Annotated in this window: 22 protein-coding genes, 1 pseudogene and 1 riboswitch; of the genes and pseudogenes, 10 read left to right on the plus strand and 13 right to left on the minus strand. The window is 75.3% G+C overall.

Going from position 1 to position 26148, the window contains the following annotated elements:
* Positions 1-143: 143 nt before the first annotated feature.
* From ACWPWW_RS12135 to ACWPWW_RS12150, 4 genes are read left to right on the plus strand one after another with little or no spacing between them, the layout of a single operon-like run.
* Entirely contained in the window at positions 144-1799 is a 1656-nt protein-coding gene (locus ACWPWW_RS12135; protein WP_454050631.1) for an ABC transporter substrate-binding protein, read from the plus strand.
* On the plus strand, positions 1796-2818 hold the full coding sequence (locus ACWPWW_RS12140) for an ABC transporter permease (protein ID WP_454050632.1): 1023 nt from the start codon (positions 1796-1798) through the stop codon (positions 2816-2818). The genes ACWPWW_RS12135 and ACWPWW_RS12140 overlap by 4 nt, the downstream gene beginning before the upstream one ends.
* The gene (locus ACWPWW_RS12145) at positions 2815-3660 is read left to right on the plus strand and encodes an ABC transporter permease (RefSeq protein ID WP_454050633.1); all 846 of its coding nucleotides are present in this window, start codon (positions 2815-2817) and stop codon (positions 3658-3660) included. The genes ACWPWW_RS12140 and ACWPWW_RS12145 overlap by 4 nt, the downstream gene beginning before the upstream one ends.
* Entirely contained in the window at positions 3657-5252 is a 1596-nt protein-coding gene (locus tag ACWPWW_RS12150) for an ATP-binding cassette domain-containing protein (protein WP_454050634.1), read from the plus strand. The genes ACWPWW_RS12145 and ACWPWW_RS12150 overlap by 4 nt, the downstream gene beginning before the upstream one ends.
* Positions 5253-5274: 22 nt before the next feature.
* Here the strand turns inward: ACWPWW_RS12150 and ACWPWW_RS12155 are convergent, their stop codons facing one another.
* On the minus strand, positions 5275-6198 hold the full coding sequence (locus tag ACWPWW_RS12155; protein ID WP_454050635.1) for an NADP-dependent oxidoreductase: 924 nt from the start codon (positions 6196-6198) through the stop codon (positions 5275-5277).
* 182 nt (positions 6199-6380) lie between these two features.
* On the opposite strand from ACWPWW_RS12155, the gene ACWPWW_RS12160 reads away from it, so the two are divergent.
* Entirely contained in the window at positions 6381-6833 is a 453-nt protein-coding gene (locus ACWPWW_RS12160) for an SHOCT domain-containing protein (protein WP_454050636.1), read from the plus strand.
* A gap of 12 nt (positions 6834-6845) precedes the next feature.
* On the opposite strand, the gene ACWPWW_RS12165 is transcribed toward ACWPWW_RS12160, so the two are convergent.
* The 3 genes from ACWPWW_RS12165 to ACWPWW_RS12175 all read right to left on the minus strand — a co-directional run bounded on the left by ACWPWW_RS12165 (position 6846) and on the right by ACWPWW_RS12175 (position 9320).
* The gene (locus ACWPWW_RS12165; RefSeq protein ID WP_454050637.1) at positions 6846-7430 is read right to left on the minus strand and encodes a potassium channel family protein; all 585 of its coding nucleotides are present in this window, start codon (positions 7428-7430) and stop codon (positions 6846-6848) included.
* Between the two features lie 58 nt (positions 7431-7488).
* Complete coding sequence (locus tag ACWPWW_RS12170; protein WP_454050638.1) at positions 7489-7902, minus strand: ATP-binding protein; 414 nt, start codon at positions 7900-7902, stop codon at positions 7489-7491.
* A 113-nt stretch (positions 7903-8015) separates the two neighbouring features.
* Positions 8016-9320, minus strand: coding sequence for a hemolysin family protein (locus ACWPWW_RS12175; RefSeq protein WP_454050639.1), 1305 nt, complete (start codon positions 9318-9320; stop codon positions 8016-8018).
* 278 nt (positions 9321-9598) lie between these two features.
* On the opposite strand from ACWPWW_RS12175, the gene ACWPWW_RS12180 reads away from it, so the two are divergent.
* Positions 9599-11560: a penicillin-binding transpeptidase domain-containing protein gene (locus ACWPWW_RS12180; protein WP_454050640.1), complete on the plus strand. Its 1962-nt coding sequence runs from the start codon at positions 9599-9601 to the stop codon at positions 11558-11560.
* Between the two features lie 120 nt (positions 11561-11680).
* Positions 11681-11756, plus strand: a riboswitch (cyclic di-GMP riboswitch).
* Between the two features lie 13 nt (positions 11757-11769).
* Positions 11770-11931 carry a hypothetical protein gene (locus tag ACWPWW_RS12185; protein ID WP_454050641.1) on the plus strand — a complete coding sequence of 54 codons (162 nt, stop codon included), beginning with the start codon at positions 11770-11772 and terminating at the stop codon, positions 11929-11931.
* Between the two features lie 120 nt (positions 11932-12051).
* Here the strand turns inward: ACWPWW_RS12185 and ACWPWW_RS12190 are convergent, their stop codons facing one another.
* Positions 12052-14583: a flippase-like domain-containing protein gene (locus ACWPWW_RS12190; RefSeq protein ID WP_454050642.1), complete on the minus strand. Its 2532-nt coding sequence runs from the start codon at positions 14581-14583 to the stop codon at positions 12052-12054.
* A 186-nt stretch (positions 14584-14769) separates the two neighbouring features.
* Between ACWPWW_RS12190 and ACWPWW_RS12195 the strand changes: the two genes are divergently transcribed.
* Positions 14770-15387 (plus strand): HdeD family acid-resistance protein, encoded by a 618-nt coding sequence (locus ACWPWW_RS12195; protein WP_454050643.1) that lies wholly within the window; start codon positions 14770-14772, stop codon positions 15385-15387.
* A 4-nt stretch (positions 15388-15391) separates the two neighbouring features.
* Here the strand turns inward: ACWPWW_RS12195 and ACWPWW_RS12200 are convergent, their stop codons facing one another.
* Positions 15392-16213: a CPBP family intramembrane glutamic endopeptidase gene (locus ACWPWW_RS12200; protein WP_454051805.1), complete on the minus strand. Its 822-nt coding sequence runs from the start codon at positions 16211-16213 to the stop codon at positions 15392-15394.
* A 237-nt stretch (positions 16214-16450) separates the two neighbouring features.
* Here ACWPWW_RS12200 and ACWPWW_RS12205 point away from each other — a divergent pair, with 237 nt between their 5' ends.
* Complete coding sequence (locus ACWPWW_RS12205; protein WP_454050644.1) at positions 16451-17350, plus strand: ABC transporter ATP-binding protein; 900 nt, start codon at positions 16451-16453, stop codon at positions 17348-17350.
* Positions 17347-18132 (plus strand): ABC transporter permease, encoded by a 786-nt coding sequence (locus tag ACWPWW_RS12210; RefSeq protein ID WP_454050645.1) that lies wholly within the window; start codon positions 17347-17349, stop codon positions 18130-18132. Before ACWPWW_RS12205 ends, ACWPWW_RS12210 begins: the two co-directional genes overlap by 4 nt.
* Before the next feature lie 26 nt (positions 18133-18158).
* On the opposite strand, the gene ACWPWW_RS12215 is transcribed toward ACWPWW_RS12210, so the two are convergent.
* The 7 genes and pseudogenes from ACWPWW_RS12215 to ACWPWW_RS12245 all read right to left on the minus strand — a co-directional run bounded on the left by ACWPWW_RS12215 (position 18159) and on the right by ACWPWW_RS12245 (position 26094).
* Positions 18159-18902 (minus strand): copper homeostasis protein CutC, encoded by a 744-nt coding sequence (locus ACWPWW_RS12215; protein ID WP_454050646.1) that lies wholly within the window; start codon positions 18900-18902, stop codon positions 18159-18161.
* Positions 18903-18988: 86 nt separating this feature from the next.
* Positions 18989-21408, minus strand: a pseudogene (locus ACWPWW_RS12220) (heavy metal translocating P-type ATPase).
* 62 nt (positions 21409-21470) lie between these two features.
* On the minus strand, positions 21471-21704 hold the full coding sequence (locus tag ACWPWW_RS12225) for a heavy-metal-associated domain-containing protein (RefSeq protein ID WP_454050647.1): 234 nt from the start codon (positions 21702-21704) through the stop codon (positions 21471-21473).
* Between the two features lie 26 nt (positions 21705-21730).
* Entirely contained in the window at positions 21731-22012 is a 282-nt protein-coding gene (locus ACWPWW_RS12230; protein WP_454050648.1) for a metal-sensitive transcriptional regulator, read from the minus strand.
* Positions 22013-22205: 193 nt separating this feature from the next.
* Positions 22206-23927, minus strand: coding sequence for a dipeptide ABC transporter ATP-binding protein (locus ACWPWW_RS12235; RefSeq protein WP_454050649.1), 1722 nt, complete (start codon positions 23925-23927; stop codon positions 22206-22208).
* Complete coding sequence (locus tag ACWPWW_RS12240; RefSeq protein WP_454050650.1) at positions 23924-24970, minus strand: ABC transporter permease; 1047 nt, start codon at positions 24968-24970, stop codon at positions 23924-23926. Before ACWPWW_RS12240 ends, ACWPWW_RS12235 begins: the two co-directional genes overlap by 4 nt.
* Positions 24970-26094: an ABC transporter permease gene (locus ACWPWW_RS12245; protein WP_454050651.1), complete on the minus strand. Its 1125-nt coding sequence runs from the start codon at positions 26092-26094 to the stop codon at positions 24970-24972. Before ACWPWW_RS12245 ends, ACWPWW_RS12240 begins: the two co-directional genes overlap by 1 nt.
* Positions 26095-26148 lie beyond the last annotated feature (54 nt).

Here is a 26148-nt window from a genome sequence, read left to right on the forward strand (position 1 = left end):
TAGGTCGCTGCTGGGACGGGGATCACACCGGTCGGCGCCTCGGGCATGGACGACGCCCCCTATTGTTGGACGCAGTGCAACAACCGGAACAGCCGAGCGCGGGACGCACCGCGCGCGGACCGCGAACCGTCGAAGGTGGACCCGTGCCCCACGCCCTCCGTCCCGCCCGCCCGCGCCTGCTGGCGGTCCCGGCCGCCCTCGCGGGGGTCGCCCTGGTCCTCGCCGGGTGCACCGGCGGCAGCAGCGACGACACCGCGACGCCCACCGACGGCGGCACGCTCGTCTACGCGACGGGCGACGCCGAGCCCACCTGCCTCGACCCGCACGTCGGCGGCAACTACCCGCAGGCGCTGATCAGCACCCAGTACCTGGAGCCGCTGGTCGGCCGCGACGCCGACGGCACGATCCTCCCGTGGCTGGCCACGGAGTGGACCGTGAGCGACGACGGCCTCACCTGGGACTTCACCCTCGCCGACGACGTGACGTTCACGGACGGCACGCCGTTCGACGCGGCCGCCGTCGCGGCCAACATCGCGCACCTCCAGGACCCGGACACCGGCTCGTCGACCGGCTACCTGGCCGTGCAGAAGGTGGCGTCGGTCGAGGCCGTCGACGCGACCCACGCGCGGTTCCACCTGACGGCGCCGGACTCCGCGCTGCTGGAGTCGCTCAGCCAGCAGTGGACCGCGATGCAGTCGCCGGCCGGCATCGAGCGCGGCACGGACGACAACTGCGCCGAGCCGATCGGCACCGGCCCGTTCGTCGTCGACGAGTGGACCCCGCAGCAGCAGGTCGTGCTGGTCCGGAACGACGACTACGTGTCCCGCGACCCGCAGGCCGAGCACGACGGCCCCGCGCACCTGGAGCAGATCGTCTGGCGGTTCATCCCCGACGCGGCGACCCGGTACGCGGCGCTGCGCTCCGGCGAGGTGCAGGTGATCGACAACCCGCAGCCCGACGCCATCGCGGCGGCCGACGCCGCGGAGGACGGCGACATCACGCACGTCGACGCCCCGCGGCCGGGGTCGTCCAACCGGATCGAGCTGAACAGCTCGCAGGCGCCGTTCGACGACGAGCGGGTGCGCGAGGCGTTCGTCCGCGCGGCCGACCCGGACCCCGGCATCGAGACCCTGTTCGCCGGGACGACGACCCGCTCCGCGTCGCCGCTGTCCAGCGCCGAGCCGGTCGCGTACTCCGACGCGGACCTGTTCACCACGGACGTCGACGCCGCGGACGCGCTCCTGGACGAGGCGGGCTGGACCGCCCGCGACGACGAGGGGTACCGGACCAAGGACGGGCAGCGGCTCACGGTCCGGTTCCCGGTGAGCACCAACCAGTCCGTCGCCGCCGAGCAGTCGCTGTTCGAGCAGATCCAGGCGAACACCAAGGCGGTCGGGTTCGACGTCGTGCTGACACCGCTGGACCTCTCCGGCTGGTACGCCGCGCTGGGCGCCCACGAGTACGGGGCGGTGTCGGCGCCCTACACGAAGGTCGGCCCGGACGTGCTCCGGATCCTCTACCACTCCGACGGCACCGTCCCCGCGCCCAGCGGCTACTTCGCCAACCACGCCGGCGTCACCGACCCCGAGCTGGACGCCCTGCTGGACCAGGCCTCGGCGACCGCGGACGAGGCGCAGCGCGCCGACCTCTACGAGCAGGCGCAGCAGATCGTGCTCGAGGGCTACTACATCCTGCCGCTGTACGACCAGCAGAACCACTTCCTGACCCGCGGCGTCACGGGCATGCGCACCCTGGACACGGTCTCCACGCCGACGTTCCTCGACGCGCGCCTGGGGTGACGCCGCGGGCGGCAGCGGTCCCGGCCTGGCTGCGCTGGGTCCTGGCCCGCGTCGGCTCCGCGGTGCTCGTCGCGTGGGTGGTGGCGACGGTCGTGTTCTTCGCCCTCCGGGCGGCCGGGGGCGACCCGACCGAGGCGATCCTGGGCGGACCGGGCTCGCAGGCGGGCCCGGAGGCGGTCGCGGCGGCCCGGGCGGAGTACGGCCTCGACCAGCCCCTGGTGGTGCAGTACCTGGTGCAGCTCTGGCGGGTGGCGACGCTGGACCTGGGCGACTCCTACGCGCGCCGGGTGCCGGTCGCCGACCTGCTGGCCGAGCAGCTGCCCGGCACGATGCTGCTCGCGGTGCTGGCGCTCGCGCTGGCGTGGGTGCTGGCGCTCGCGGTCGCCACGGCGGCGGTCCGCGCCTCCGGGCCGGTGGGCCGGGCGTGCGCCGCCGCGCTCCGCGGGGCCGAGGTGGTGGCCGCCGTGCTGCCGCACTTCTGGCTCGGGGCGGTGCTGATCGTGGTGTTCTCCTCTAGCCTCGGCTGGTTCCCCGCGACGAGCAGCGGGACGGACCTCGCCGGGCTGGTGCTGCCGACGGTGACCCTGGCGGTGCCGGTGGCCGGGTTCCTCGGCCAGGTCATGCGGGACTCCCTGGAGGAGGCCGCGGCCGCACCGTTCGCGACCAGCGCCCGGGCCCGCGGCGCGTCGCCGGTCCGGGTCCTCTGGCGGCACACGCTGCGGCACGGCGTGCTGCCGGCGGTCTCGCTGTCGGGGTGGGCCTTCGGCTCGCTGCTCAGCGGCGCGGTCGTCGTCGAGACGCTGTTCGGGCGGCCGGGCCTGGGGCGGCTGCTGCTCGACGCGACGATGCAGCGGGACGTGCCCGTGGTCGTCGGCGCCGTGGTGGTCGTGGCGCTGGCGTACGTGCTCGTGATGATCGTGGTGGACGTGCTGGAGCGCCTGCTCGACCCGCGGCTGCGGGGCGCCTCCCCGGTGGCCGCGCCCGTGCCGCGGGCCGGGGAGCCGGCGGTGCTCGGATGACCGCACCCGCCCCGTCGCGCGCGCGGCCCCGTCCTGCGCGGCTGCTGCAGGACCTCGGCGTGCCCGGCGTGCTCGCCGCGCTCGCGGTCCTCTGGATGGCCGTCGCCGTGCTCTGGCCGGACCTGCTGGCGCCGGGGGACCCGAACGCCATCGACGCCCGGGCTGCGTTCACCGCGCCGGAGCCCGGGCACTGGTTCGGCACGGACGAGTCCGGGCGCGACGTGTACACCCGCGTCGTGCACGGGGCCGCGGCGTCGCTGGGCATCGGCGCGGCCGCCACGGCGATCGGCGTGGGCGCGGGCCTGGTGCTCGGGTTCGCCGCCGGGCTCGGCCCGCGGTGGCTGGACGCCGCGATCGGCCGGGTGCTCGAGGTGCTGTTCGCGCTGCCGACCCTGGTGCTCGCGCTGCTGCTGGTGGCGGTGCTCGGCGCGGGCGTCGAGGCGTCGGTGCTGGCCGTGGGCGCGGCGACCGCGCCGGGCTACGCGCGGATGCTGCGCGCCCGGGTGCGGTCGGTGGCGACCAGCGGCTACGTCGAGGCCGCCCGCCTGGAGGGGCACGCCCCCGCCACCGTGCTGGTCCGGCACGTCGTGCCGAACACGCTGTGGCCGCTCGTCTCGGTGGCGACGCTGGGTGTCGGGCAGGCCGTGGTCTGGGTGTGCGCCCTGAGCTTCCTCGGCCTGGGCACGCTGCCGCCGTCGCCGGAGTGGGGTGCGATGCTCAACGCCGGCCGGGTGTACATCGACACGGCCTGGTGGCTGACGGTGTTCCCGGGACTGGCCATCACGGTCACGGCGGCGTCGCTGACGGTGCTGGGCCGGCGGATCGGGAGGGTGGCCGCATGACGCGGACGGTCGGGCCCGTGCTGGACGTCGCCGGGCTGCGTGTGGCGTTCCCGGGCGGTGCCGAGGTGCTGCACGGCGTGGACCTGCGGGTCGCCGCCGGCGAGTGCGTCGCGGTCGTGGGCGGGTCCGGCGCGGGCAAGTCGGTCCTGGCCCGCACACTCGTCGGGCTGGCGGGGGAGGGCGGCCGCGCCGACGTGCGCGCCGACCGGCTCGCGCTGCTGGGCCGGGACGCGCTGACCTTCTCCGCGCGCGAGTGGCGTGCGGCCCGCGGCCGGGACGTCGGCCTCGTGCTGCAGGACGCGCTCGGGTCGCTCGACCCGCTGCGCACGGTCGGCGCCGAGGTGGGCGAGGCGCTCGCGGTGCGCCGCCCCGGCACCACCCGCCCGTCGCAGGCCGAGCGCGCCGAGCGGGTCCTCGCCGCGCTGGACGACGCCGGGCTGCCGGACCCCGCGGTGCGCGCGCGGCAGCGGCCCGGCGAGCTGTCCGGCGGCATGCGGCAGCGGGCGCTGATCGCCTCGGCCGTGGTGGCGCGCCCGCCGCTGCTCGTCGCCGACGAGCCGACCACCGCGCTCGACGCCACCGTCGCGGCCCGGGTGCTGGACCTGCTGGCGGGACTGCGCGACGCCGGCACCGCGGTGGTGCTGGTGACGCACGACCTCGGCGCGGTCGCGCGCGTCGCCGACCGGGTCGTCGTGCTGCGGGACGGGCTGGTCGTCGAGGAGGGCCCGACCGCCGCGGTGCTGGACGAGCCCCGCGAGGAGTACACCCGGTCGCTGGTGGCGGCCGCGCGGCTGGGTGCGGGCCCGGGCGACGTGCCGGCTCCGGGCGCGCCGGTGCTCGAGGGACGCGGCCTGCGACGGGCGTTCCCGCTGCCCGGCGGCGGACGGGTCGAGGCGGTCGCCGGCGTCGACGTGCAGGTGCGCGCGGGCGAGGCCGTCGGGCTGGTCGGCGAGTCCGGCTCGGGCAAGACGACCCTCGCGCGGCTGCTGCTCGCCGCCGACACCCCCGACGCGGGGGAGGTGCTGCTGGACGGCCGGCCCTGGTCGGCGCTGCCGGAGAAGGACCGACGCGGGCTGCGCGCCGGCATCCGGCTGGTCCCGCAGGACCCCCTGGGCTCGGTCGACCCGCGGCTGACGGTGCGGGCGGTGCTCCGCGCGGCGCTCGGCACCGCCGGGAGCCCCCCGCCGCGGGACGAGCAGGACGCCGCCTGCGCGGAGCTGCTGGCCCGGGTGCACCTGCCGGCCGACGTCCTCGACCGCCGGCCCCGGACGCTGTCCGGCGGTCAGCGGCAGCGGGTGGCGATCGCCCGGGCGCTCGCGTCCGGACCCCGGGTGCTGCTGCTCGACGAGCCCGTGTCCGCCCTGGACGTGCAGGTGCAGGCGGCGATCCTCGACCTGCTGGTCGAGCTCCGCCGGACCAGCGGCGTCGCGATGGTGCTGGTGTCGCACGACCTCGGCGTGGTGCGGCGGGTGTGCGACCGCGTGCTGGTGATGAGCGGTGGCCACGTGGTGGAGCAGGGGACGGTGCCCGCGGTGTTCGGTGCGCCGCAGCACGCCGTCACCCGGGAGCTGCTGGCCGCGCGCGCCGTCTGACGCGCGCGGCCGGCTCGCCGGGTCAGACGCGGACGACGATCTTCCCGCGGGTGTGCCCCGTCTCCAGGGCGCGGTACGCGTCGGCGGCGTGGTCCAGGTCGAACGTCTCGGCGATCTCGACCTTGACGACGCCCTGCGCGACCAGGTCGGCCAGCGCGGTGAGGTCGGCGGTGTCGGGGCGGACCCACACGTACTGGCCGCCGAACTCGTCCCGCGCCCGGGCGTCGGTGATCGACACGACGGTGCCTCCGGGGCGCAGCAGGTCGGTGACGGTGTCCATCGCCTGGCCGCCGACGTAGTCCAGGACCACGTCGAAGCCGTCGGGCACCGCGGCGCGCGCCGCCTCGACCAGGCCGTCGCCGTACGCGACCGGCTCCGCGCCGAGGGACCGCAGGTACTCGTGGTTGCCCGGCGACGCCGTGCCCACCACCCGGGCGCCGGCGTGCACCGCGAGCTGCACGGCGATCGAGCCCACCCCGCCGGCGGCCGCGTGCACCAGCACGGTCGACCCGGCGCCGAGGCCGGAACGCCGCACGCTCTGCCAGGCCGTCAGCCCGGCGAGCGGCAGGGCCGCCGCCTCCTCGAACGACAGGGCCGCGGGCTTCTTCGCGGCGGTGCGCACCGGCACGGAGACGTACTCCGCGAGCGTGCCGTCCTGCACGACGTCCTTGCGGGCGTACGCGAGCACCTCGTCGCCGACGGCCAGCTCGGGGGTGTCCAGGCCCGCCTTCACGACGACCCCGGCCACGTCCCACGCCGGCACCGCCGGGAGGTGCGTGTCGATCAGGCCCTGCAGGTACCCCTCGCGGATCTTGTAGTCCACGGGGTTCAGGGCGGCCGCGACCACCCGGACCACGACCGAGTCCGGGCCGACGTGCGGCTCCGGGCGGTCGACCACGCGGAGCAGATCGGCCCCGCCGAACGTCTCGTACACGACTGCCTTCATACCGGTGCGAACAGGCCTCGCGGCGGGCGCATTCCGGCTGTCGCCCAGGTCACCGCCTCATCCCGGACGGGTGGTCCCGGGCGCGACCCGCCGTCCTAGCGTGGAAGGCGTCACGAGGGCACGCGGGTGTCGACGACGGCCGGCGGGAGCACCTCGGCGGAGGCGGAAAGCGTGGTCGGGAGATGGACTTCTGGACCGACTTCTGGGACATCATCTGGTGGTTCGTGTGGGCGTTCGTGTTCGTCGCCTACCTGTTCGCGCTCTTCTCGATCATCTCGGACCTGTTCCGGGACCGGGAGCTCAGCGGGTGGTGGAAGGCCGTCTGGCTGGTGGCGCTGCTGGTGCTGCCGTTCCTGACCGCGCTGGTCTACCTGATCGCGCGGGGCAAGGGGATGGCGGAGCGCAACGTCCGCGCGGTGAGCACAGCGCGCGAGCAGAGCGACGCGTACATCCGGGACGTGGCCGGGTCGTCGCCGGGGGCGCAGATCGCGCAGGCGAAGCAGCTGCTCGACTCCGGGGCGATCACGGCGGAGGAGTTCGCCACGCTGAAGGCCCACGCCCTCGGGCAGACGCGGACGGACGGCGTGCCCGTGGACGGGAACGGGACCGGCGTGCACCGCGCCACGGCGCCCTGACGCGCGAGCCGGTCAGGGTCGCGAGACGGGCGGGGCGGCGTCCGGGGGGTCGCCGCCCTGCTCCTGCGCGCCCCCGTCCTGCGCACCCCCGTCCTGCGCCCGCCGGATCGCCGCGAGGAACTCCCGCCCGACCAGGGCCGCGAACGCGAACCCGCAGACCATCTGCAGCGTGACGACCAGCCGGGCGACGGTGCTCACCGGCGCGATGTCGCCGAAGCCCACCGTGGCCAGCACGGTCACGGTGAAGTACAGCGCGTCCACCTGCGAGAGGTCCTGCGTGAACGCCCCGGGGTCCGCCCCGGACAGCGCCGAGTAGACCGTCGCGAACAGCACGACGAACAGGACGGTCGCGGTGACGAAGGCCTCGATCGCGCGCAGCACCGGGTAGGGCGACCGCACCACCGACCGCACCTGCCAGCCGAGCAGCAGCACCAGCAGCACCAGGCCCGCGGAGAGCAGGGCGAGCGTCAGCGCCGTCGGGCGGTCGGCGGACCGGGACAGGTAGACGGCGAGCAGCAGGGCCGCGCTGCCGACGGTGCGCAGCGCGGCCCGGAGCCGCGCGCGGCGGCCGGGCAGCGGACGGGACGGGTCCGTCATGCCTCGCATCCTGGCCCTGCGGGCGCCGGCGCGGCAGCCCCGCGCAGGATGAGCCGGGTCAGGCGGTGAGCAGCCGCCCCAGCGTGGCCACCGGCGTCTCGAACCAGACGGTCTTGCCCCGGCCGGGGTGCAGGTCGACGCCCCACCGGCTCGCGAGCGCGTCGACGATCCGCATCCCGTGCCCGCCGGCGCGGCCGGCGCTGCCCGGGCGGACCAGGGGGAGCGTCGGGTCGGGGTCGGTGACGCTCACGCGCACGCAGTCGTCGTGGCACTCGGCGGTGAGGTCGATGTGCCGGTGCCCGCGCGTGTGCACGACCGCGTTCGTGAGGACCTCGCTGGTGAGGAGCTCGACCGTCCGCGCGGCCTCGGGGGACACGTGCGCGCGCTCGGCCTGGCGGACGGCCCACCGCCTCCCCTCGGCCACGGATCCGGGCTCGGGCTCCAGGACCAGGCGGTGGGGTCGACGGGTCATGCTCACGCTCCTCGGTGTGCCGCGCGGTCGCTGCCCGGCCGTACGGCTCTGCGGACCAGGGTGGGCCTCCCGCGCGCGGTGCGCATCCCGGGAGCGCGCGCAGGACGCGGGCTTCACCCCGCCGGGGGAACGGGCTCGTCCGGGGGTGGCACGACCCGGACCCGGGCGATCCGGCGTCCGTCGACGGCCGTGACCTCGATGCGGTGCCCGTCGACCTCGACACCGTCGCCGACCGCACCGAGCCGGCCCAGCCGGGCGATGACGAACCCGGCGACGGTCTCGTAGGGGCCGTCCTCCAGGGCGACGCCGGTGAGCTCGCCGAACTCCTCGATGGTGATGCCCGCGTCGTACGACCCGGCCGCCCCCTCGCGCGCCTCCGCGCCGGACGACCCGGGCATGTCGTACTCGTCGCGGATGTCCCCGACGAGCTCCTCGACCAGGTCCTCCAGCGTCACGATGCCGTCCGTGCCGCCGTACTCGTCGACGACCACCGCGATGTGCACGCCCTCGCCGCGCATGCGGGACAGCGACGGCAGCAGCTTGTTGGTGCCCGGGAGCACGACGATCTCCCGCATCACGTCGCGGACGCGGACGGTCTCGCGGTCGGACGCCTCCACCAGCTCGCGGATGTGCAGGAAGCCGAGGACGTCGTCGAAGTCCTCGCCGATCACGGGGTAGCGGGACCACGGCTGCTCACGCACCTGGTCCAGCGCCTCGGCGAGCGTCAGGTCCGCCTCCAGGAACCGGACCTCGCCGCGGGGTCGCATCACCTCGGCCACCGACCGGTCCGCGGCCTGGAAGACGTCGCCGAGGATCCGTCGCTCGTCCTCGGGCAGCCCCTGGTGCGCGATCACCAGGTCGCGGAGCTCGGCCTCGGACATCTCCTCGCTCGTGGCGTGCGGGTCGCCGCCGAACACCCGGACCAGCAGGTTGGTCGACGTCGACAGCAGCCAGATGACGGGGCGCATCAGGGTGGCGAACCGGTCCAGGGGCGGGGCGACGGCCAGCGCCACCCGGGCGGACTGCTGCAGCGCGATGCGCTTGGGCACGAGCTCGCCGAGCACCAGCGACAGGTACGCGATCACGAGCGTCAGCACGACCAGGGCGAGCGTGCCGGCCAGTCCCGCGGGGACGCCCAGCACCTCGAGGACCGGGGCGAAGTCGGGGGCGATGGTGGACGCGCCGTACGCGGCGGAGAAGAACCCGGCGACGGTGACGCCGATCTGGACGGCGGCGAGGAACCGGTTGGGGTCGCGCGCGACGGAGGCGACGCGTGCACCGCGCCCGCCCTGGCGCTCCAGCTGGTTGATCTGGCTCTCGCGCAGGGAGACGAGCGCGATCTCGGTGCCGGCGAACACGCCGCCGACGAGGATGAAGAGCAGGACGAGGCCGATGCTGCCCCAGGTCTCGGCGTCCATCAGCGGCGAGCCCCCGTGCGTCGCACGCGCGGGGTGCGGGCTCGCCGCACGGGACTGCAGGGCTGGTCGGGAGGCGACATCGCCCCATTCCACGCAGCGTCGGCGCGATCGTCAACCGGTCGTGGCGGGGACGCGGGCCGCGCGCTCCCACAGGATCGGCACAGGTCCGCCGCGAACTCGGTGCTCCGTTCGGCCCGTCCCGGGCGGTCGGCGTCTCTAGGCTGACCTGGCCCGCGGCGAGCGCCCGGGCCGTGCGGTGGAGAGCGACGGTGGGGTCCGTGGGGGGCAGAGCGGTGCAGCAGACGACGGCGGGCCGGCGAGGCGCGCGGTGGGGACGGTCGCGCCGACACCTCGCCGTCGGCGCCGTGCTCGCCGTCCTGGTCACGGTGGGGGCGTGCACCGGCGGGCAGGACGAGCGGCAGCAGACCGCGGCGGCGCTCGCGGAGGCCCTCACGGACGGCGACTTCGCGGACGTGCCCCTGGAGGGTGCCACGGCGACCGAGGCCGCCGAGGCGCGCACGGCGGCGTACGCGGGCCTCGACCCGTGGACGCCGGAGGTCGCCGCGGGCGACGTCGTCCCGTCGGAGGACGACGAGGCGGCCGCGTCCGTCGACCTCACCTACACGTGGGACGTCGACAGCAGCGCGAGCGACTGGACCTACACCACGCACGCCACGCTGGTCCGGACGGACGACGGCTGGCGCCCCCGCTGGTCGACGATGCTCCTCGCCCCGGACCTGGCGGCGGGGGAGACCCTGCAGGTGCGCCGGGTGCAGGCCGAGCGCGCCGACGTGCTCGGCGCCGGCGACGCGGTGCTGGTCGAGGCGCGGCCGGTGTTCCGGGTCGGGATCGACAAGACGCGCGTCGAGGCGGCGGCGGCGGACGGCGCGGCGCGCGGGCTGGCGTCGGCGCTCGGGCTGGACGTCGAGGCCTACGCGGCCCAGGTCGCGGCGGCGGGGGAGAAGGCCTTCGTCGAGGCGATCGTCGTCCGCGAGGGCGACCCCGCCTACGACGTCGCGGCGCTGTCCGCGCTGCCCGGCGTGAACGCGGTGCCGGCGTCGCTCCCGCTCGCCCCGACCCGCGCGTTCGCCCGGCCGGTGCTCGGCACGGTGGGCCAGGCGACCGCGGAGATCGTCGAGGCGTCCGACGGCGCCGTCGTGGGCGGCGACCTGACCGGGCTGGGCGGGCTGCAGAAGCAGTTCGACGAGCAGCTCCGCGGGCTGCCCGGGCTGACCGTCGTGGCGACCGCCGGCGACGCGCAGGAGCGGGAGCTGTTCCACGTGGAACCACAGGTGGGAGCGCCGTTGCGCACCACCCTGGACCCCGCGGTGCAGCAGGCCGCGGAGGACGTGGTGGCCACGGTCACGGACAGCGCGAGCGCCGTCGTGGCCATCCGCCCGTCGACCGGGGAGGTGCTCGCGGCGGCGAGCGGCCCGGGTGGCGGCGGCATGTCGACGGCGACCCTCGGGCTGTACGCGCCGGGGTCGACCTTCAAGGTGGCGACCTCGCTGGCGCTGCTCCGCGCCGGTCTCACGCCGGACAGCGTGGTGACGTGCCCGCCGACGGCCACCGTCGACGGCCGCGAGTTCCAGAACTACCCGGGCTACCCGGCCGACGCGCTCGGCGACATCCCGCTGCGCACCGCCGTCGCGGAGTCCTGCAACACCGCGTTCCTCACGGCGGCCGGCACGGCGCCGCAGGAGTCCCTCGCCGCGGCGGCGGAGGCGCTCGGGCTGGTCGAGGACGCGGACCTCGGGTTCGCCGGCGCGCTCGGCTCGGTCCCGGCCGAGGCGACCGGCACCGACCACGCCGCGTCGATGATCGGCCAGGCGCGGGTGCAGGCCACCCCGCTCGGCATGGCGACCGTCGCCGCGTCCGTCGCGGCCGGGGCCCGGGTCACGCCGCACCTGGTCGTGGACCAGGAGGCGACCACCCCGGTACCGGAGGCCGGCCGGCCGCTCACCGCGGCGGAGGCGGACGCGCTCCGCTCGATGATGCGGGCGGTGGTGACCGAGGGCGGCGGCGACTTCCTGCAGGACGTGCCGGGGCCCGAGGTGATCGCCAAGTCCGGCACCGCGCAGTACGGCTCGAGCGAGGAGCTCGCGAACCACGCCTGGATGATCGCCGCGCAGGGGGACCTCGCGGTGGCGGTGTTCGTCGAGACCGGCGACTTCGGGTCGACGACCTCGGGGCCGCTGCTGGAGGCGTTCCTGCGGTCCGTGGCGGTGCCCGCGGCCTGATCCCGGGCGAACGCCCACTTTGTCCGAAATGGCGCGAGTGGGTGAAATGGGGGTTCTGTGCCGTTGATTCGGCTCAGCCCCCTTCCGCCCGGGGCGGCGGCGGGCCTACAGTCGGCACGTCAGCGACAAGAGCAAACCCTCCGCGAGGAGGGGACGCAAAGCCACGGGACCCCCGCAGGTCAGCCGGGCTGCCGAACGAAGGACTCCTCATGGAACAGCGTGGCTTCTTCGAGCCTGCCGAGCGGGACCGTTCCGACCTCCGCCCCGAGGTCACGACCTCGCGTCTCTCCTCCTGGTCCCGGATCGCGGCCGCACGTGCCGCGCACGGCGACCTGGTGCCCGCCCAGCGCGAGTGCACCTCCGCCTCCTGAGCCCACCGACCTGCCGAGGTCGCGCCCCGCGCGCGACCTCGGCACAGGCGTGCCCGCACGCGGGTCCTCCGGGTCCGGGGGGTCCGGGGCGCCCGGGCGGTCCCGGGCAGCAGCGGGTGCCTAGAGCTCCCCGACGCGCTGCAGGTACCGCATCGACGCCCAGCCCACCGGGATCCGCAGCCAGTAGGTGAGCACCCGGAACAGCACCGCGACCGACGTCGCCACACCGGGGTTCACCCCGACCACCGACAGGGCACCCGCGAGCGCGATCTCCGTGGTGCCGATGCCGCCGGGGGTCGGCGCGATCGAGCCGGCCGTGTTGCCGGCCAGGTAGACGATCGCGACCTGGACCAGCGACAGCTCCTGGCCGAAGGCCCGCAGGCAGACCTCGAACGCCAGGATGTAGCCGAACGTCGTCAGCACGTTGCCGGCGATGCCGAGCAGCAGGCGCGAGGGCTGGCCGACCACCTCGATGAGCCGCGGCCACGTCTGCTGCAGCGTCGGCAGCGTCTTGGCCGCCACCCACTGCCGCACCCGGGGCACGAGCATCGCCCCGGCGACCAGCGCCGCCAGCACGCCGATCACGACGACCACCACCGGCGACACCGTGAACCGCTCGAGCTGGTTGGTGCCCGACGCGACCGACAGCACGAGCAGCAGCAGCATCGTCACCACGAACTGCGCGACCTGCACCAGCGCCACGGTGGCGGTGGCGAGCGAGGTCGACGTGCCCCGCCGGGTCAGGAGGCGCAGGTTGAGCGCGGCGGGCCCGATGCCGGCCGGGGCGGCGAGCGCCACGAACGTCGCCGCCGACTGCGCGATCGTCGCCCGCCAGAGCGACAGCTTCACGGGGGAGAACGCCACCAGCGACAGCGCGGCGCCGAACAGCGTCGCCATGCCGAGCGCGAACGCCAGCACGCTGAGCCGCCAGTCGGTGGACTGGAGCGCGTCGAGGATGGTGCGCAGGTTGATCGACGTCAGCAGGATGATGACGGCGGCCGTGGTCAGCAGGATGGTGAGGACGGCGCGGGCGCCGAACCGGACCAGCTGCGTCGGCTGGACGTCCGCCTCGGGCAGCCGCGCCACCAGCGCCGACCGCAGCTCGGTCAGCACCTCCTTGTGCGCGCGGAGCTCCTCGCGGGTGCGGCGCGGGAGGGTGATCGTCTGCAGCAGCGGGCCGATCGCGGCGATGTCGCCCTCGGGCAGGACGGCCGCGGCCGACTCGAGCGCGCGCGCCGGGCCGACCCGCAGGGCCAGCAGCGCGACCATCTGCGTGCGGTCCATCCGGCGGGCCAGGTCGGAGGACGCGACGTCCCCCTGCTCCCAGCCGACCAGCCAGACCGTCGGCCGCGCGTCCGGGTCCGTCGCGTCGGCGACCAGGATGGCGTCGCTGGTCAGCGTCCGGTGCGCCAGGCCGGCCTCGTGCGCGCAGCCCAGCTGGTTCCAGATCTCCTCGAGCACCGCGTCGGTGATCTGCTCGGGCTCCAGGTCCGCCAGCGGCGTCGCGTCCGGCACGCGGTCCTGCACGAGCATCATCGAGGACTCGGCCTCGCCGATCCCGCGCAGCTGCGGCGTGCGCACCCCGGCCGCGGTCGCCGTGTAGGACAGCAGGGCGGCGCGCTCGGCGGCCTGGCGCAGCGACACCACGGAGCGGCCGTCCAGCCCGCGCAGCCGCAGCGACCGCCACAGCCGGCTGAGGAAGCCCACCACCTGGCGGTCGCCGTCCAGCACGACGACGTCGAGCATCCGGCCGTCGTCCGTCGTCATCTCGTAGACGCGGTGGTCCGTGGAGCGCGCGAGCGCTCGGGCGGCCCGGGTGCCGGCCTCGCGCGCGGGGCCGTCCTCCTGCTCGTCGTCCGGGACGCGCACCAGGACCAGCGGGTGCCAGCCCGCCCGGCGGACGCCCGCGACCAGGCTCGCGCCGTACGCCCGCTCCGAGCGCACGCCCGACACGTACCGGACGGCGAGCCCCGTGGCGCGGCCGAGGAGCAGCGCGACGGCGACGCCGGGCAGCGAGACGCCCGCGGTGATCACCATGACCCCGACCGCGACCCAGACCAGGTTCCACGACCACGCCACCGTGCGGCGGCGGTTGCGCGGCCCGGTGGCCGTGAGGAGGCCGGCGATCAGCGCGATGTAGCCGGGGATCGTCAGCGTCAGCTCGCCGGCCAGGCGGACCGACAACCCGGCGACCAGCTGGTCCGAGCCGAGCCGCTCGATCAGCCAGGACACGCTGGACGTGACCAGCACGGCGACGATCGCCGCGACCGACGCCTCGATCATCTGGCGGCCCAGGCGGCGGATCGCGAGCTCGGCCAGCACCGCGACGGGCACGATGAACGTGACGACGCTCTCCAGCAGCGCGACCGGGACGATCAGCAGCTGCCGGAGCAGGGTCGCGAAGCCCTGCACGTCCTCCGCGACACCGGTCGTCGTGTTGTGCGCGTACGTGGCCAGGACCATGACGGCGACCGCGCCCAGCAGGGTGAGCACCACGCCGAGCAGGTCGCTCGGGTGGTGCACGCGCACCTCGGGGGTGTCGACCACCTGCGGGCGTCCGAGGCCGTCGGTGCCCGGCCGCGGGTCGTCCGCACCAGCGGCGGACCCGTCACGACCGGGCGCCGCCGGCGCGCTGGTCGAGGCGTCGGGCATGAGGTGGAGTCTAGGCAGCGCACGACTCCCCGAGGAGGTCCTCCGGCCCCGACGGCGCGGATTCCGTCCCCGAGGATGACCCCTGCCGGGCGGCGCCTCCGTCGCGGGGATGACCAGGGCGGACTAGCGTGACGGCACGCAGGCGTCGCGGGACCACGGCGTCGGACAGACCACCGGGAGGCGCTCGTGGCTCAGGACCTGGACGACCGGATCGCGGCGGTGCTCCGCTCCGTGTGGTGGCTGCCCGTGCTGCGTGGCCTGCTGATGATCGTGCTCGGCCTGCTGCTGCTCGTGGAGCCGCTCGGGACGCTCGTCGCGCTGGTGTGGGTGTTCGGCGTGTTCGCGGTGGTCGACGGCGCCGTCGTGCTGCTGCAGGCGCTGCTGGCCCGCGGCCGCCCCGGCTTCGGCTGGCTGATCGCGGAGGGCCTGGTCAGCATCGGGTTCGGCGCGCTGATCATGCTCTGGCCGGACGTGACGGCGCTCGTGCTGTTCTACCTGCTGGCGCTGTGGGTGCTGGTGCTGGGCGTGACCGCCGTGATCGTCGCGGTGACGCAGTACCGGGCGCGGGACCTGGCGTGGTCCGGGACGCTGGTGTTCGGCCTCATCGGGTTCCTGTTCGGGCTGCTGCTGGCGATCAAGCCGCAGGGCACGGTCGACGTGATCCTCACCGTGTACGGGCTGTTCGCGTTCGTGGCCGGCGTCGTGATGCTGGTCTCCGGGTTCGCGACGCGCACCCTCGCGCGGCAGCTCAGCGCGGCAGGCCGCACGCCGGGCGCGACGCCGGGCGCGACGCCCGCGCCCTGAGGCGTCAGCGGATGCCGAGCGCCTCGCGCCACGCGACCGGGATCAGCGCGTACCCGACGAACGCCACCACGTCGAGCACCGTGTGCGCGACCACCAGCGGCATCGTGCGCCGTCGCCGCCGGTAGTACTCGGCGAACACCAGGCCCATCACGACGTTCCCGACGAACGGCCCGATGCCCTGGTACAGGTGGTACGAGCCGCGCAGCAGCGCGCTGGTGACCAGGATCGCCGGCGTCCGCCAGCGCAGCTCGCGCAGGCGCTCCATGAGGTACCCGACGACGATCACCTCCTCCAGCAGCGCGTTCTGCAGCGCGGACAGCACCAGCACCGGCACCGTCCACCACGCCGCGTCCAGCGCGGCGGCCTGGACCTCGACCGTCACGCCGACGGCGCGCCCCACGACGTACAGCGCCAGCCCCGGCAGCCCGATCAGGGCCGCGAGCCCGACCCCCACGCCCAGGTCCCGGGCCGGCCGCGACCCGTCCAGGCCGATCCGGCGCACGGCGCTGCGCCCGTTCGCGGAGAGCAGGTAGAGCGCGAGCGCGACCGGCACCAGGGCGAACCCGAACGACAGCAGCTGGTAGGTGAGGTCCAGGTACGGGCGCGGCGACCGGCTCGCGTTCAGCGTCGCGCTCTGCTGCGCCAGCGGCGTGCCCTCGGTGAGCCGCGCGACGATGTTGACCAGCGCGTACACCCCCGACCTGCCCAGCGACAGGCCGAGGACGATCCAGATCTCGGCGGTGAGGCGCCGGCGCCGGGCACGCTCCGACACGGGCGGGGTGCCCGTGGTCCCGGGCGCTGCTGACGCAGCGGATGCCGTGGGCACGGCGGGCGGTGGCTCGGCGGTCACGCCCGCAGCGTAGGCCCGCACCCTGACCGAGGCCTGATCGCTGACCGAGAGGCGGCCTGAGGTCGTCACATCCGCACGAGGTCGTCAGGTGTGCGGGACGACCTCGTGCACGTATGACGACCTCACGGCTCCCGGGCCGTGTGCCCGGCGAGTAGGTTGGCGCGCGAGCGGCTGAGCTGGAGGAGGCGGAGTGTCCGAGCTGATGGGGGACGCATGACCGCACCGCTGGTCGAGCTCGACCACGTCACCCGCCGGTACGGGGACGTCGTCGCGCTCGACGACGTCTCGCTGACAGTGGGCGAGGGCGAGCTGGTCGGGCTGCTGGGCCCGAACGGCGCCGGCAAGTCCACGCTGCTGTCGCTGGTCAGCGGGCTGCGCCGGCCCGACGCGGGGACGGTCCGGCTGGACGGGCTCGACCCACGCGACCCGGCGGCCCGCACCCGGCTCGGCACGACGCCGCAGGAGACCGGGCTGCCCGCGACGCTCCGGGTCGGTGAGGTCGTGGACCTGGTCGCCGCGCACTACCGCGCCCCCATGCCCCGCGGGGAGGTGCTGGAGCGGTTCGGCCTGGCCGACCTGGCACGACGCCAGACCGGCGGGCTGTCCGGGGGGCAGCGCCGCCGGCTCGCGGTGGCGCTCGCGCTGGTCGGCCGCCCGCGCGTGGTGCTGCTCGACGAGCCGACCACCGGGCTCGACGTCGAGGCCCGGCACCTGCTCTGGGAGGCCCTGCGTGACTACCAGGCCGACGGCGCCACGGTCGTCGTCACCAGCCACTACCTGGAGGAGATCGAGGCGCTCGCGCGACGCGTGGTCGTCGTCGGGTCCGGCCGCGTGCTGGTGGACGACGACCTGCCGGCGGTCCTCGCGATGGCCGCCGCCCGCCGGGTGCTGATCGAGGTCCCCGAGGCGGACGAGCCCGGGCTCGCCGCGCTGCCCGGCGTGCTCGACGTGCGGCGCGAGGGCCGGCGCACGGTCCTGCTCGCCGCCGACGCGGACGCCGTCGTGCGCGGCCTGGTCCGTGCCGACGTGCCGTTCCGCGACCTCGAGGTGCGCGGCGCCTCGCTCGAGGAGGCCTTCCTCGCCCTGACGACCACCGCCGAGGAGCCGCGATGACCACGACCACCGCCGCTCCGGCCGCCACCCGGTCCTGGCTGTCGCTCGCCTGGCTGCACACGAAGTTCCAGCTCCTGGAGTCGGTGCGGGTGCCGATCGCGGTGATCGGCAACCTGCTGTTCCCGTCGCTCGCCCTGCTGTTCTTCGTGGTGCCGCAGCCCGCGGTCGCCGACGACCCGCTGGCCGCCGTGGCCGCGGTCGCGCAGCTCGGCACGTTCGCGGTGATGTCCGCGTGCCTGTTCACGCTGGGCGCGGGGGTGTCGGAGGACCGGCAGCTCGCGTTCGACCCCTACGTCCGGACCCTGCCCGCCGGTGCCGGTCCGCGCATGGCGGGCCGGATCGCGAACGGCATCGTGTTCTGCCTCGGCGCGCAGGTGCCGGTCATCCTGATCGCGCTCCTGCTCACCGAGGCGTCCACGGAGGCCTGGCGCGTCGCCGCGGGGATCGGCATGGTGCCGGTGGTGGCGGTGCCGTTCCTGCTGCTCGGGCTCGCGATCGGCTACGCGCTGTCCGCCAAGGCGGCGATCGCGGTGGTGCAGGCGGTGCTGTTCCCGCTGGCCTTCGCGGGCGGGCTGTTCCTGCCGCCGCAGGCGTTCCCGGCCTGGCTGGACACCCTGTCGATGGCGCTGCCCTCCCGCGCGGCGCGGGACCTGGCGGTCCAGGTGACCACCGGCGTCGAGGGCTACGCGCTGGCGCTGCCGGTGCTGCTCGGCTGGACGGCGGTGTTCGCGGCGCTCGCGGTCGTCGCCTACCGCCGCGACGAGGGCCGCCGCTTCCGCTGACCTCGGCGACGCCGGCGGCGCGGGCGTCAGTCCCGCGCGAGCGCCGCCGCGGCCTCGGCCACGACGGCCGGGTCGGTCACGGTGTACCCGCTGGTGCCGCCTCCGCCCGGTCCGCCGTCGTCCGCCACGGCACGGCCGGCGGACAGGTGCACCGCGTCCACCCCGGCGGCGACGAGCGCCCCGATGTCGACCGGCCGCACCCCGCCCCCGGCCATGACCTGCACGGCGCCGGCGGTGTGCTCGACCATCGCGGCGAGCCGCCGGACGCCGTCGATGCTGCGGGACGCCCCACCGGACGTCAGCACGCGGGTCACCCCCGCCGCGGCGAGGGCGTCGAGGACCGCGAGCGGGTCGCCGACCGCGTCGACCGCCCGGTGGAACGTCACCTCGCGCCCCTCGGCGGCCGCGACCAGGACGCCCAGGGCGGCGGAGTCGACGCGGCCGTCGGCCGTGAGGACGCCGACGACCACGCCGTCGGCGCCGGCCGCCACGGCCGCGCGGACGTCGCGCACCTGGACGTCGAGCTCGTCGGCGTCGTAGACGAAGGAGCCGGGCCGGGGCCGGATCAGCGGGTGCACCCGGGGGGCGCCGCCGCCGCGGGCGTCCCGCTCCGCGAGGACGGCCGCGAGCAGCCCGGCGCTGGGAGTCAGCCCGCCGGTGGCCGCCAGGGCGCCGCAGAGCTCGGTCCGCGCGGCGCCGGCGTCCGCGGCGACGCGGTACCCGGCGAGGTCCTGGACGGCGATCTCGAGCACGGGGCGGGACGCGGGCACGCGGATCTCCTCGGTCGGGTGCCGGCCGGGGCCGGCGGCGGTCAGGTGCACGGTAGCGGCTGACCACCGCCGGGCGGCGGGGGCGCTCAGGAGAACCGGCGGAGCCGCAGCGAGTTCGCCACGACCAGCACGGAGCTGAACGCCATCGCCGCACCCGCGATCATCGGGTTGAGCAGCCCGAGGGCCGCCAGGGGGATGGCCGCGACGTTGTACGCGAACGCCCAGAACAGGTTCTGCTTGATCACCCGGAGCGTCGACCGCGACAGCCGCACCGCCTGGGCGGCGGACCGCAGGTCGCCCCGCACCAGCGTCACGTCGGCGGCCTCGATGGCCACGTCGGTGCCGGTGCCCATCGCCAGGCCCAGGTCCGCGGTGGCGAGCGCGGCGGCGTCGTTCACGCCGTCGCCGACCATCGCCACCCGGTGGCCCTCGCCCTGCAGGCGGCGGACCACGTCGACCTTGTCGGCGGGCATGACCTCGGCGATCACGTCCTCCTCCGCGATGCCTACCTCGCGGGCGACCGCGCGGGCGGCCCCCGCGTTGTCACCGGTCAGCAGCACGGGGCGCAGGCCGACGGCGCGCAGCTCCTCGACGGCCTGCCGGGACGTCGCCTTGACCGGGTCGCGCAGCACCAGGACGCCGCGGGCGCGGCCGTCCCAGGCCACCAGCACGGCGGTGGCGCCGTCGGACTCGGCGGCGGCGAACCGCGCGGCGAGGTCGTCGTCGGCGGGGACGTCCTGCTCGGCCAGCCAGGCCGGACGGCCGACGAGGACGCGCCGGGACAGCCCCACGCCGGAGTGCGCGGCGCGGACGACGCCGCTGACCCCGCGGCCCGCGTGCGCCCGGAAGTCGTGCACCTGGTCGGTGCCGATCCCGACGCCGTCGCCGCCCAAGCCCGCGGCTGCGGGCGCGAGGTCGGCGGCGGCCTCGGCCACCGCGCGGGCGATCGGGTGCTCGGCGAGCCCCTCCACCGCGCCGGCGTAGCGGAGCACCTCGTCGGGGTCGGCGTCGGCGGCGACCAGCACGTCGACGAGCGCCATCCGGCCCTCGGTCACGGTGCCGGTCTTGTCGAGCACGACGGTGTCGACCGTGCGGGTCTGCTCGAGCGTCTCCGGGCCCTTGATGAGCACGCCGAGCTGCGCGCCGCGGCCGGTGCCGACCAGCAGGGCGGTGGGCGTGGCCAGGCCGAGGGCGCAGGGGCAGGCGATGATCAGCACCGCGACGGCCGCGGTGAACGCGGTCTGGGCCGACGCGCCGGACAGCAGCCAGACGGCGAGCGTCCCGACGGCGAGCACCAGCACGACGGGGACGAACACCGCGGAGATCCGGTCGGCCAGCCGCTGCACGGGGGCCTTGCCGGTCTGCGCGGCCGCCACCAGCCGGCCGATCTGGGCGAGCCGGGTCTCGTCGCCGACGCGCGTCGCGCGGACCACGAGGTGGCCGCCGGCGTTGATGGTCGCGCCGGTGACCTCGTCGCCGGGGCCGACGTCGACGGGCACGGGCTCGCCGGTGAGCAGGCTCGTGTCGACGGCGCTCGTGCCGGACACGACGACGCCGTCGGTGGCGACCTTCTCTCCCGGGCGCACCGCGAACTCGTCACCGGTGCGGAGCCGGTCCACGGGCACGCGCTGCTCCGTGCGACGGCCGTCGGGACCGGTGACCAGCAGGGCGACGTCCTTCGCGCCCAGGTCGAGCAGCGCGCGCAGCGCGTCGCCCGCGCGGCGGCGGGACCGGTGCTCGGCGTACCGGCCGGCCAGCAGGAACGTCGTGACGACGGCCGCGACCTCGAAGTACAGCTCGGGCATGTGGGTGCCCATGCCGTCGTCGGCGGCGGGCCAGAGCGTCGGCGTCATCGTCATGCCGAGGGCGCCGGCGCCACCGAGCAGCAGCGCCCACAGCGACCACCCGGTCGCCGCCACGATGCCGATCGACACGAGCGTGTCCATCGTCGAGGCGCCGTGCCGGGCCGCGCGGACCGCGGCGCGGTGGAACGGCCAGGCCGCCCAGGTGGCCACCGGCAGCGCGAGCGCCGCCACCAGCCACTGCCAGCCGCGGAACTGCGTCGCCGGCACCATCGAGAGGACCAGCACGGGCACGGTGAGCACGGCCGCCACGCGCAGCCGGCGGCGCAGGTCGGTGCCGCGCGCGTCGGTGGGGGCCGAGGTGTCCTCGTCGGGGTCCATGTCGTGGCCCGGGGCCATCGTGTGCCCGGACAGCGCGTGCTTCATCTTCTTTTTTTTTTTTTTTAACCCCCCCGCCCCCCCCCAACACACACACGTAGGGGGCCGTCGGCAGCGTCAGATGTGTAAAAGGGACGGGTGCCCTCCGCGTCGTAGCCCGCGGCGCGCCCCGCCTCGACCAGCGCGTCCGTGCCGGGCGTGCTGCCGTCCTCGGCCAAGGCGACCTCGACGTGCGCGCTCTCCAGCGCGAGGTTCACGGTCGCGCGGGCGCCCGGCACCCGGTTGAGGCGCTTCTCGACGCGCGCCACGCAGGACGCGCAGGTCATGCCCTCGACGGCGAGGTCCACGGTGCGGACCGGCGTCGGTGCGGCGGGCTGCTGGTCGGTGCTCACAGCAGCGACTTCCGCGGCGTGACCGCGTACCCCGCCTCGTCGACCGCGGCGGCGACGGCGTCGTCGGCCAGCGGGGCGTCGGACGTGACGGTGACGGGAGAGGACCCGCCCGCGACCAGGTCGATGCGCACGTCGGTGACGCCGGGCAGCGCGGTGAGCTCCTCGGTGACGTGGCGGACGCAGTTGCCGCAGGTCATGCCGTCGACGGCGAAGGTGGTGGTCTGGCTCATGGGGGTGGTTCCTTCTGCTCGGGTGATCAGGAGCGGACGAGGCGGGCGATGGCCTCGGAGGCCTCGCGGACCTTCTCGGCGCCGGCCTCGGGCGACTGGCGGGCGGCGTCGACCACGCAGTGGCCCAGGTGGTCCTCGACCAGCCCGATGCTCACTGCCTGGAGCGCCTTGGTCACGGCCGACACCTGCGTGAGCACGTCGATGCAGTAGACGTCCTCCTCGACCATGCGGGCGATGCCGCGCACCTGGCCCTCGATGCGCTTGAGCCGCTTGAGGTAGTCGTCCTTGTCGCTGGTGTAGCCGTGCACGTCGCGCCCCTCTCGCTCGAGCGCCGGCGCGCCCGTCCGCTCGTGGAACGCTATACCCCCCGGGGGTATTCCGGAGCGACGAAGGTCCCGTCGCGTCACTCGATCGTGCTGCTCCCGGCCCCGGACGCACCGCGAGGGCGCACCCTCCCGGGTACGCCCTCGCGGTGTCTCGCGCGCCGTCGTCGGCCGACGGTCAGACCAGCGCCCGCCAGGCCTCGCGCCGCGACGCCTGCTCGACCGGGTCCGGCACGGGCAGGCTCGCGAGGAGCCGCCGCGTGTACTCCTCGCGCGGCGCCCCGAGCACCTCCGCGCCGGTGCCCTCCTCGACGAGCTTCCCGCGGTGCAGCACCGCGATCCGGTCGGCGAGCAGGTCCACGACGGCCAGGTCGTGGCTGATGAACAGGCACGCGAACCCGAGCGACTCCTGGAGCTCGGCGAACAGCTCGAGCACCCGCGCCTGCACCGACACGTCGAGCGCCGAGGTCGGCTCGTCGGCGATCAGCAGCTCGGGGTCCAGCGCCAGCGCCCGGGCGAGCGACGCGCGCTGGCGCTGCCCGCCGGAGAGCTCGTGCGGGTACCGGTCGCCGTAGGCGCGGGGCAGCTGGACGGACTCCAGGAGCTCGTCCACCTTGCCGCGGGCGGCACCGGCGTCGCGGGCACGGCCGTGCACGACCAGCGGCTCGGCCACGCACTCGGCGATGGTGAGCAGCGGGTTGAACGAGGTGGCGGGGTCCTGGAACACGAACCCGATACGGCTGCGGATCGGCCGGATCTGCCGCTCCTTGACGCCGCTCATCTCGACGCCCAGCACCTGCAGCGAGCCGCCGGTCACGGTGGTGAGCCCGGCGATCGCCCGCCCGATGGTGGTCTTGCCGGAGCCGGACTCGCCGACCAGGCCGACGACCTCGCCCGGCCGGATGGACAGGGAGACCCTGTCGACCGCCCGGAACCCGGGCTGGCGCAGCCGGCCGGGGTAGGTGATCTCCAGGTCACGGGCCTCGACGACCGGAGCCTGGTCGGCCCAGCCGGCGGGCCGGGCCGCGGCGCGGGCGGCGGCGTGCGCGCCACCCCCGCCGATCCGCGGCACCGCGTCGAGCAGCGACCGGGTGTAGTCGTGCTCGGGCGCCGCGAACAGCTGCCGCACGGGCGCCTGCTCGACGATCTCGCCCTGGTACATCACGGCGACGCGGTCGGCGAGGTCCGCGACCACGCCCATGTTGTGCGTGATCAGGACGATCGCGGCGCCGAACTCGTCGCGGCAGCGGCGCAGCAGGTCGAGGATCTCGGCCTGCACGGTCACGTCGAGGGCCGTGGTCGGCTCGTCGGCGATGATCACGCCGGGGTCGAGCACCAGGGCCTGCGCGATGACGATGCGCTGCTTCTGCCCGCCCGAGAACTGGTGCGGGTAGTGGTCGATCCGGTGCTCCGGGTCGGGGATGCCGACCCGGCGCAGGATGTCGATCGCCTTCGTCCGGGCCTCGGCCTTGCCGATCCGCCCGTGGGCCTGCAGGCCCTCGATGATCTGCCAGCCGACCGTGTAGACCGGGTTGAGCGCGGTCGACGGCTCCTGGAACACCATGGCGGCGTCGCGGCCGCGGACCCGGCGCAGGCCGGACGCGTCGAGGTCGAGCACGTCGTCCCGCGTGGCGCCGTCCTTGGACGACAGCACGACGGTCCCGCGCGTGGTGGCGGTCGACGGCAGCAGGCCGAGGATGGTCTTGGCGGTGACCGACTTGCCGCTGCCGGACTCGCCGACGACGGCCAGCACCTCGCCGGCGCGGACCGTCAGGGAGACGCCGTCGACGGCGCGGACGTCGCCCGCGTCGGTCGCGAACGACACCGACAGGTCGGTGATCTCCACGACGGGCGCGGAGGCGCCCTGGTGCGGGGTGTCGCTGATGCGCGTGCCGCTCATCGGGCACCCTCCGTCCCGGGCTCGAGGCCCTCCACCCCGCCGGGCGCCGTGAGCGCACCGCCGGGCACGGCCGACGTCGGGGCGACGTCTCCGCTCACGTCGGCCGAGGCGCGGCGGTTGCGCAGCCGCGGGTCGGCCAGGTCGTTCAGGGACTCGCCGACCAGGGTGATGCCCAGGACGGTGAGCACGATGGCGACGCCCGGGAACACCGAGGTCCACCAGATGCCGCTGGTCACGTCGGAGATGGCGCGGTTGAGGTCGTAGCCCCACTCCGCGGCCGCGCTCGGCTCGATGCCGAACCCGAGGAACCCGAGCCCGGCCAGCGTCAGCACGGCCTCGGACGCGTTGAGCGTGACGATCAGCGGCAGCGTGCGGGTGGCGTTGCGCAGCACGTGCTTGAACATGATGCGGCTGCTGCTCGCGCCGATGACCCGGGCCGACTCGACGAACGCCTCGGACTTGATCCGGATGGTCTCGGCGCGCACGACGCGGAGGTACTGCGGCGTGAACACCACGGTGATCGACAGCGCCGCGGCGAGGACGCCGCCCATCATCGACGACTGGCCGCCGCTGATGACGATGGCCAGCACGATGGCGAGCAGCAGGGACGGGAACGCGTAGACCGCGTCCGCGATCACGACGAGCACCCGGTCGAGCCAGCCGCCGAAGTAGCCGGAGACCAGGCCGAGCAGCACGCCGATGAACAGCGAGGCCACGATGGCGATCACGATGACGAGCAGTGCGGTGCGCGAGCCCCAGATCACCCGGGACAGCACGTCGTAGCCGCCGACGGTGGTGCCGAACCAGTGCTCGGCGGAGGGCGGCTGCTGGGCGCCGAACGGGCCCGCGGCGTCGCGGAGCTGGCCGTAGCCGTACGGCGCCAGCAGCGGCGCGAAGATCGCGCCGAGGATCAGCAGGGCCGTCAGGACGAGGCCGATGATCAGCATCCCGCGCTGCAGGCCCACGCTCTGCCGGAGCTGGTGGACGACGGGCAGCGAGCGCCACGTGCGGCGTGCGCGGGGGGTGGCAGTCGTGGTGGTCATCAGAACCTCACCCTCGGGTCGATCAGGGCGGCGATGACGTCCACCAGGAAGTTGGTCACCGCGACGATCACCGCGAGCATCACGACGATGCCCTGGACGGCGACGAAGTCGCGGGCCTGCAGGTACTCGGAGAGCTGGAACCCGAGGCCGCGCCACTCGAACGTGGTCTCGGTCAGCACCGCGCCGACGAGCAGCATCGCGACCTGCATGCCGATGACGGTGACGATCGGGATGAGCGCCGGCCGGTACGCGTGCTTGCGCAGCAGGCGGGTCTCGCGGACGCCGCGCGACCGCGCCGCGTCGACGTAGCCGGAGCCGAGCGTGCCGATGACGTTGGTGCGGACCAGCCGCAGGAACACGCCGGCGGTCAGCAGGCCGAGGGTCAGCGCCGGCAGGATCGCGTGCTGGAGCACGTCGGCGACGACCTCGGGGTTGCCGGTGCGGATCGCATCGACGATGTAGATGCCGGTCGGGTCGTCGAGCTGCCGCATCTCGATCTCGGAGCGGGTCGACGCCCGCCCGGCGACGGGCAGCCAGTCGAGCTGCACGGCGAAGACCAGCTTGAGCAGCAGGCCGGCGAAGAAGACGGGCGTGGCGTAGCAGAAGATCGCGAACACCCGCAGGAGGGCGTCCGGCACCTTGTCGCGGAAGTACGCGGCGGCCAGGCCGAGCGGGATGCCCACGATGAACGCGACCACCAGCGCGTAGGCGGCGAGCTCGAGCGTCGCGGCGCCGAAGGTGGTGAGCACCTCGGTCACGGGGCGGCTGTCGCTGATGGTGGTACCGAAGTCGCCCTGGAGCAGGTTGCCCAGGTACTCCCAATACTGCACGAGCACGGGCCGGTCGTAGCCGGCCTGGTGGATCCGCTCGGCGAGCTGGTCGGCGGGGAGCCGTCCGCCCTGCGCGGCGGTGATGGGGTCGCCGGTCGCGCGCATCAGCACGAACACGACGGTGACCAGGATGAAGATCGTCGGGATGATCAGCAGGAAGCGGACCAGCAGGTATCGGCCCAGACCGCCCCCGGAGCGCTTCGTGCGTCGGGTGGACGGCGTGTCGCCGTCGGGTGCGGTGCCGTCCGCTGCGCCGGTGGGCTGCAGCGGACCGGTGGTGGAGGTGGAAGTCATGTCTCTCGTCCGTCGTGGCCCGGTGACGGCCCGACGCGGGCCGCTCGTGGTGAG

The sequence above is a fragment of the Cellulomonas sp. Marseille-Q8402 genome (assembly GCF_965119525.1).

Excerpts from the sequence above, each read along its gene's own strand:
- ACWPWW_RS12190 (WP_454050642.1), bottom strand. The coding sequence starts at position 14,583 with ATGCCCGACGCCTCGACCAGCGCGCCGGCGGCGCCCGGTCGTGACGGG.
- ACWPWW_RS12205 (WP_454050644.1), top strand. The coding sequence starts at position 16,451 with ATGACCGCACCGCTGGTCGAGCTCGACCACGTCACCCGCCGGTACGGG.
- ACWPWW_RS12170 (WP_454050638.1), bottom strand. The coding sequence starts at position 7,902 with ATGACCCGTCGACCCCACCGCCTGGTCCTGGAGCCCGAGCCCGGATCC.
- ACWPWW_RS12240 (WP_454050650.1), bottom strand. The coding sequence starts at position 24,970 with ATGACCACCACGACTGCCACCCCCCGCGCACGCCGCACGTGGCGCTCG.
- ACWPWW_RS12150 (WP_454050634.1), top strand. The coding sequence starts at position 3,657 with ATGACGCGGACGGTCGGGCCCGTGCTGGACGTCGCCGGGCTGCGTGTG.
- ACWPWW_RS12160 (WP_454050636.1), top strand. The coding sequence starts at position 6,381 with ATGGACTTCTGGACCGACTTCTGGGACATCATCTGGTGGTTCGTGTGG.
- ACWPWW_RS12225 (WP_454050647.1), bottom strand. The coding sequence starts at position 21,704 with ATGAGCCAGACCACCACCTTCGCCGTCGACGGCATGACCTGCGGCAAC.
- ACWPWW_RS12245 (WP_454050651.1), bottom strand. The coding sequence starts at position 26,094 with ATGACTTCCACCTCCACCACCGGTCCGCTGCAGCCCACCGGCGCAGCG.
- ACWPWW_RS12175 (WP_454050639.1), bottom strand. The coding sequence starts at position 9,320 with ATGGACGCCGAGACCTGGGGCAGCATCGGCCTCGTCCTGCTCTTCATC.
- ACWPWW_RS12155 (WP_454050635.1), bottom strand. The coding sequence starts at position 6,198 with ATGAAGGCAGTCGTGTACGAGACGTTCGGCGGGGCCGATCTGCTCCGC.
- ACWPWW_RS12185 (WP_454050641.1), top strand. The coding sequence starts at position 11,770 with ATGGAACAGCGTGGCTTCTTCGAGCCTGCCGAGCGGGACCGTTCCGAC.
- ACWPWW_RS12165 (WP_454050637.1), bottom strand. The coding sequence starts at position 7,430 with ATGACGGACCCGTCCCGTCCGCTGCCCGGCCGCCGCGCGCGGCTCCGG.
- ACWPWW_RS12235 (WP_454050649.1), bottom strand. The coding sequence starts at position 23,927 with ATGAGCGGCACGCGCATCAGCGACACCCCGCACCAGGGCGCCTCCGCG.
- ACWPWW_RS12145 (WP_454050633.1), top strand. The coding sequence starts at position 2,815 with ATGACCGCACCCGCCCCGTCGCGCGCGCGGCCCCGTCCTGCGCGGCTG.
- ACWPWW_RS12210 (WP_454050645.1), top strand. The coding sequence starts at position 17,347 with ATGACCACGACCACCGCCGCTCCGGCCGCCACCCGGTCCTGGCTGTCG.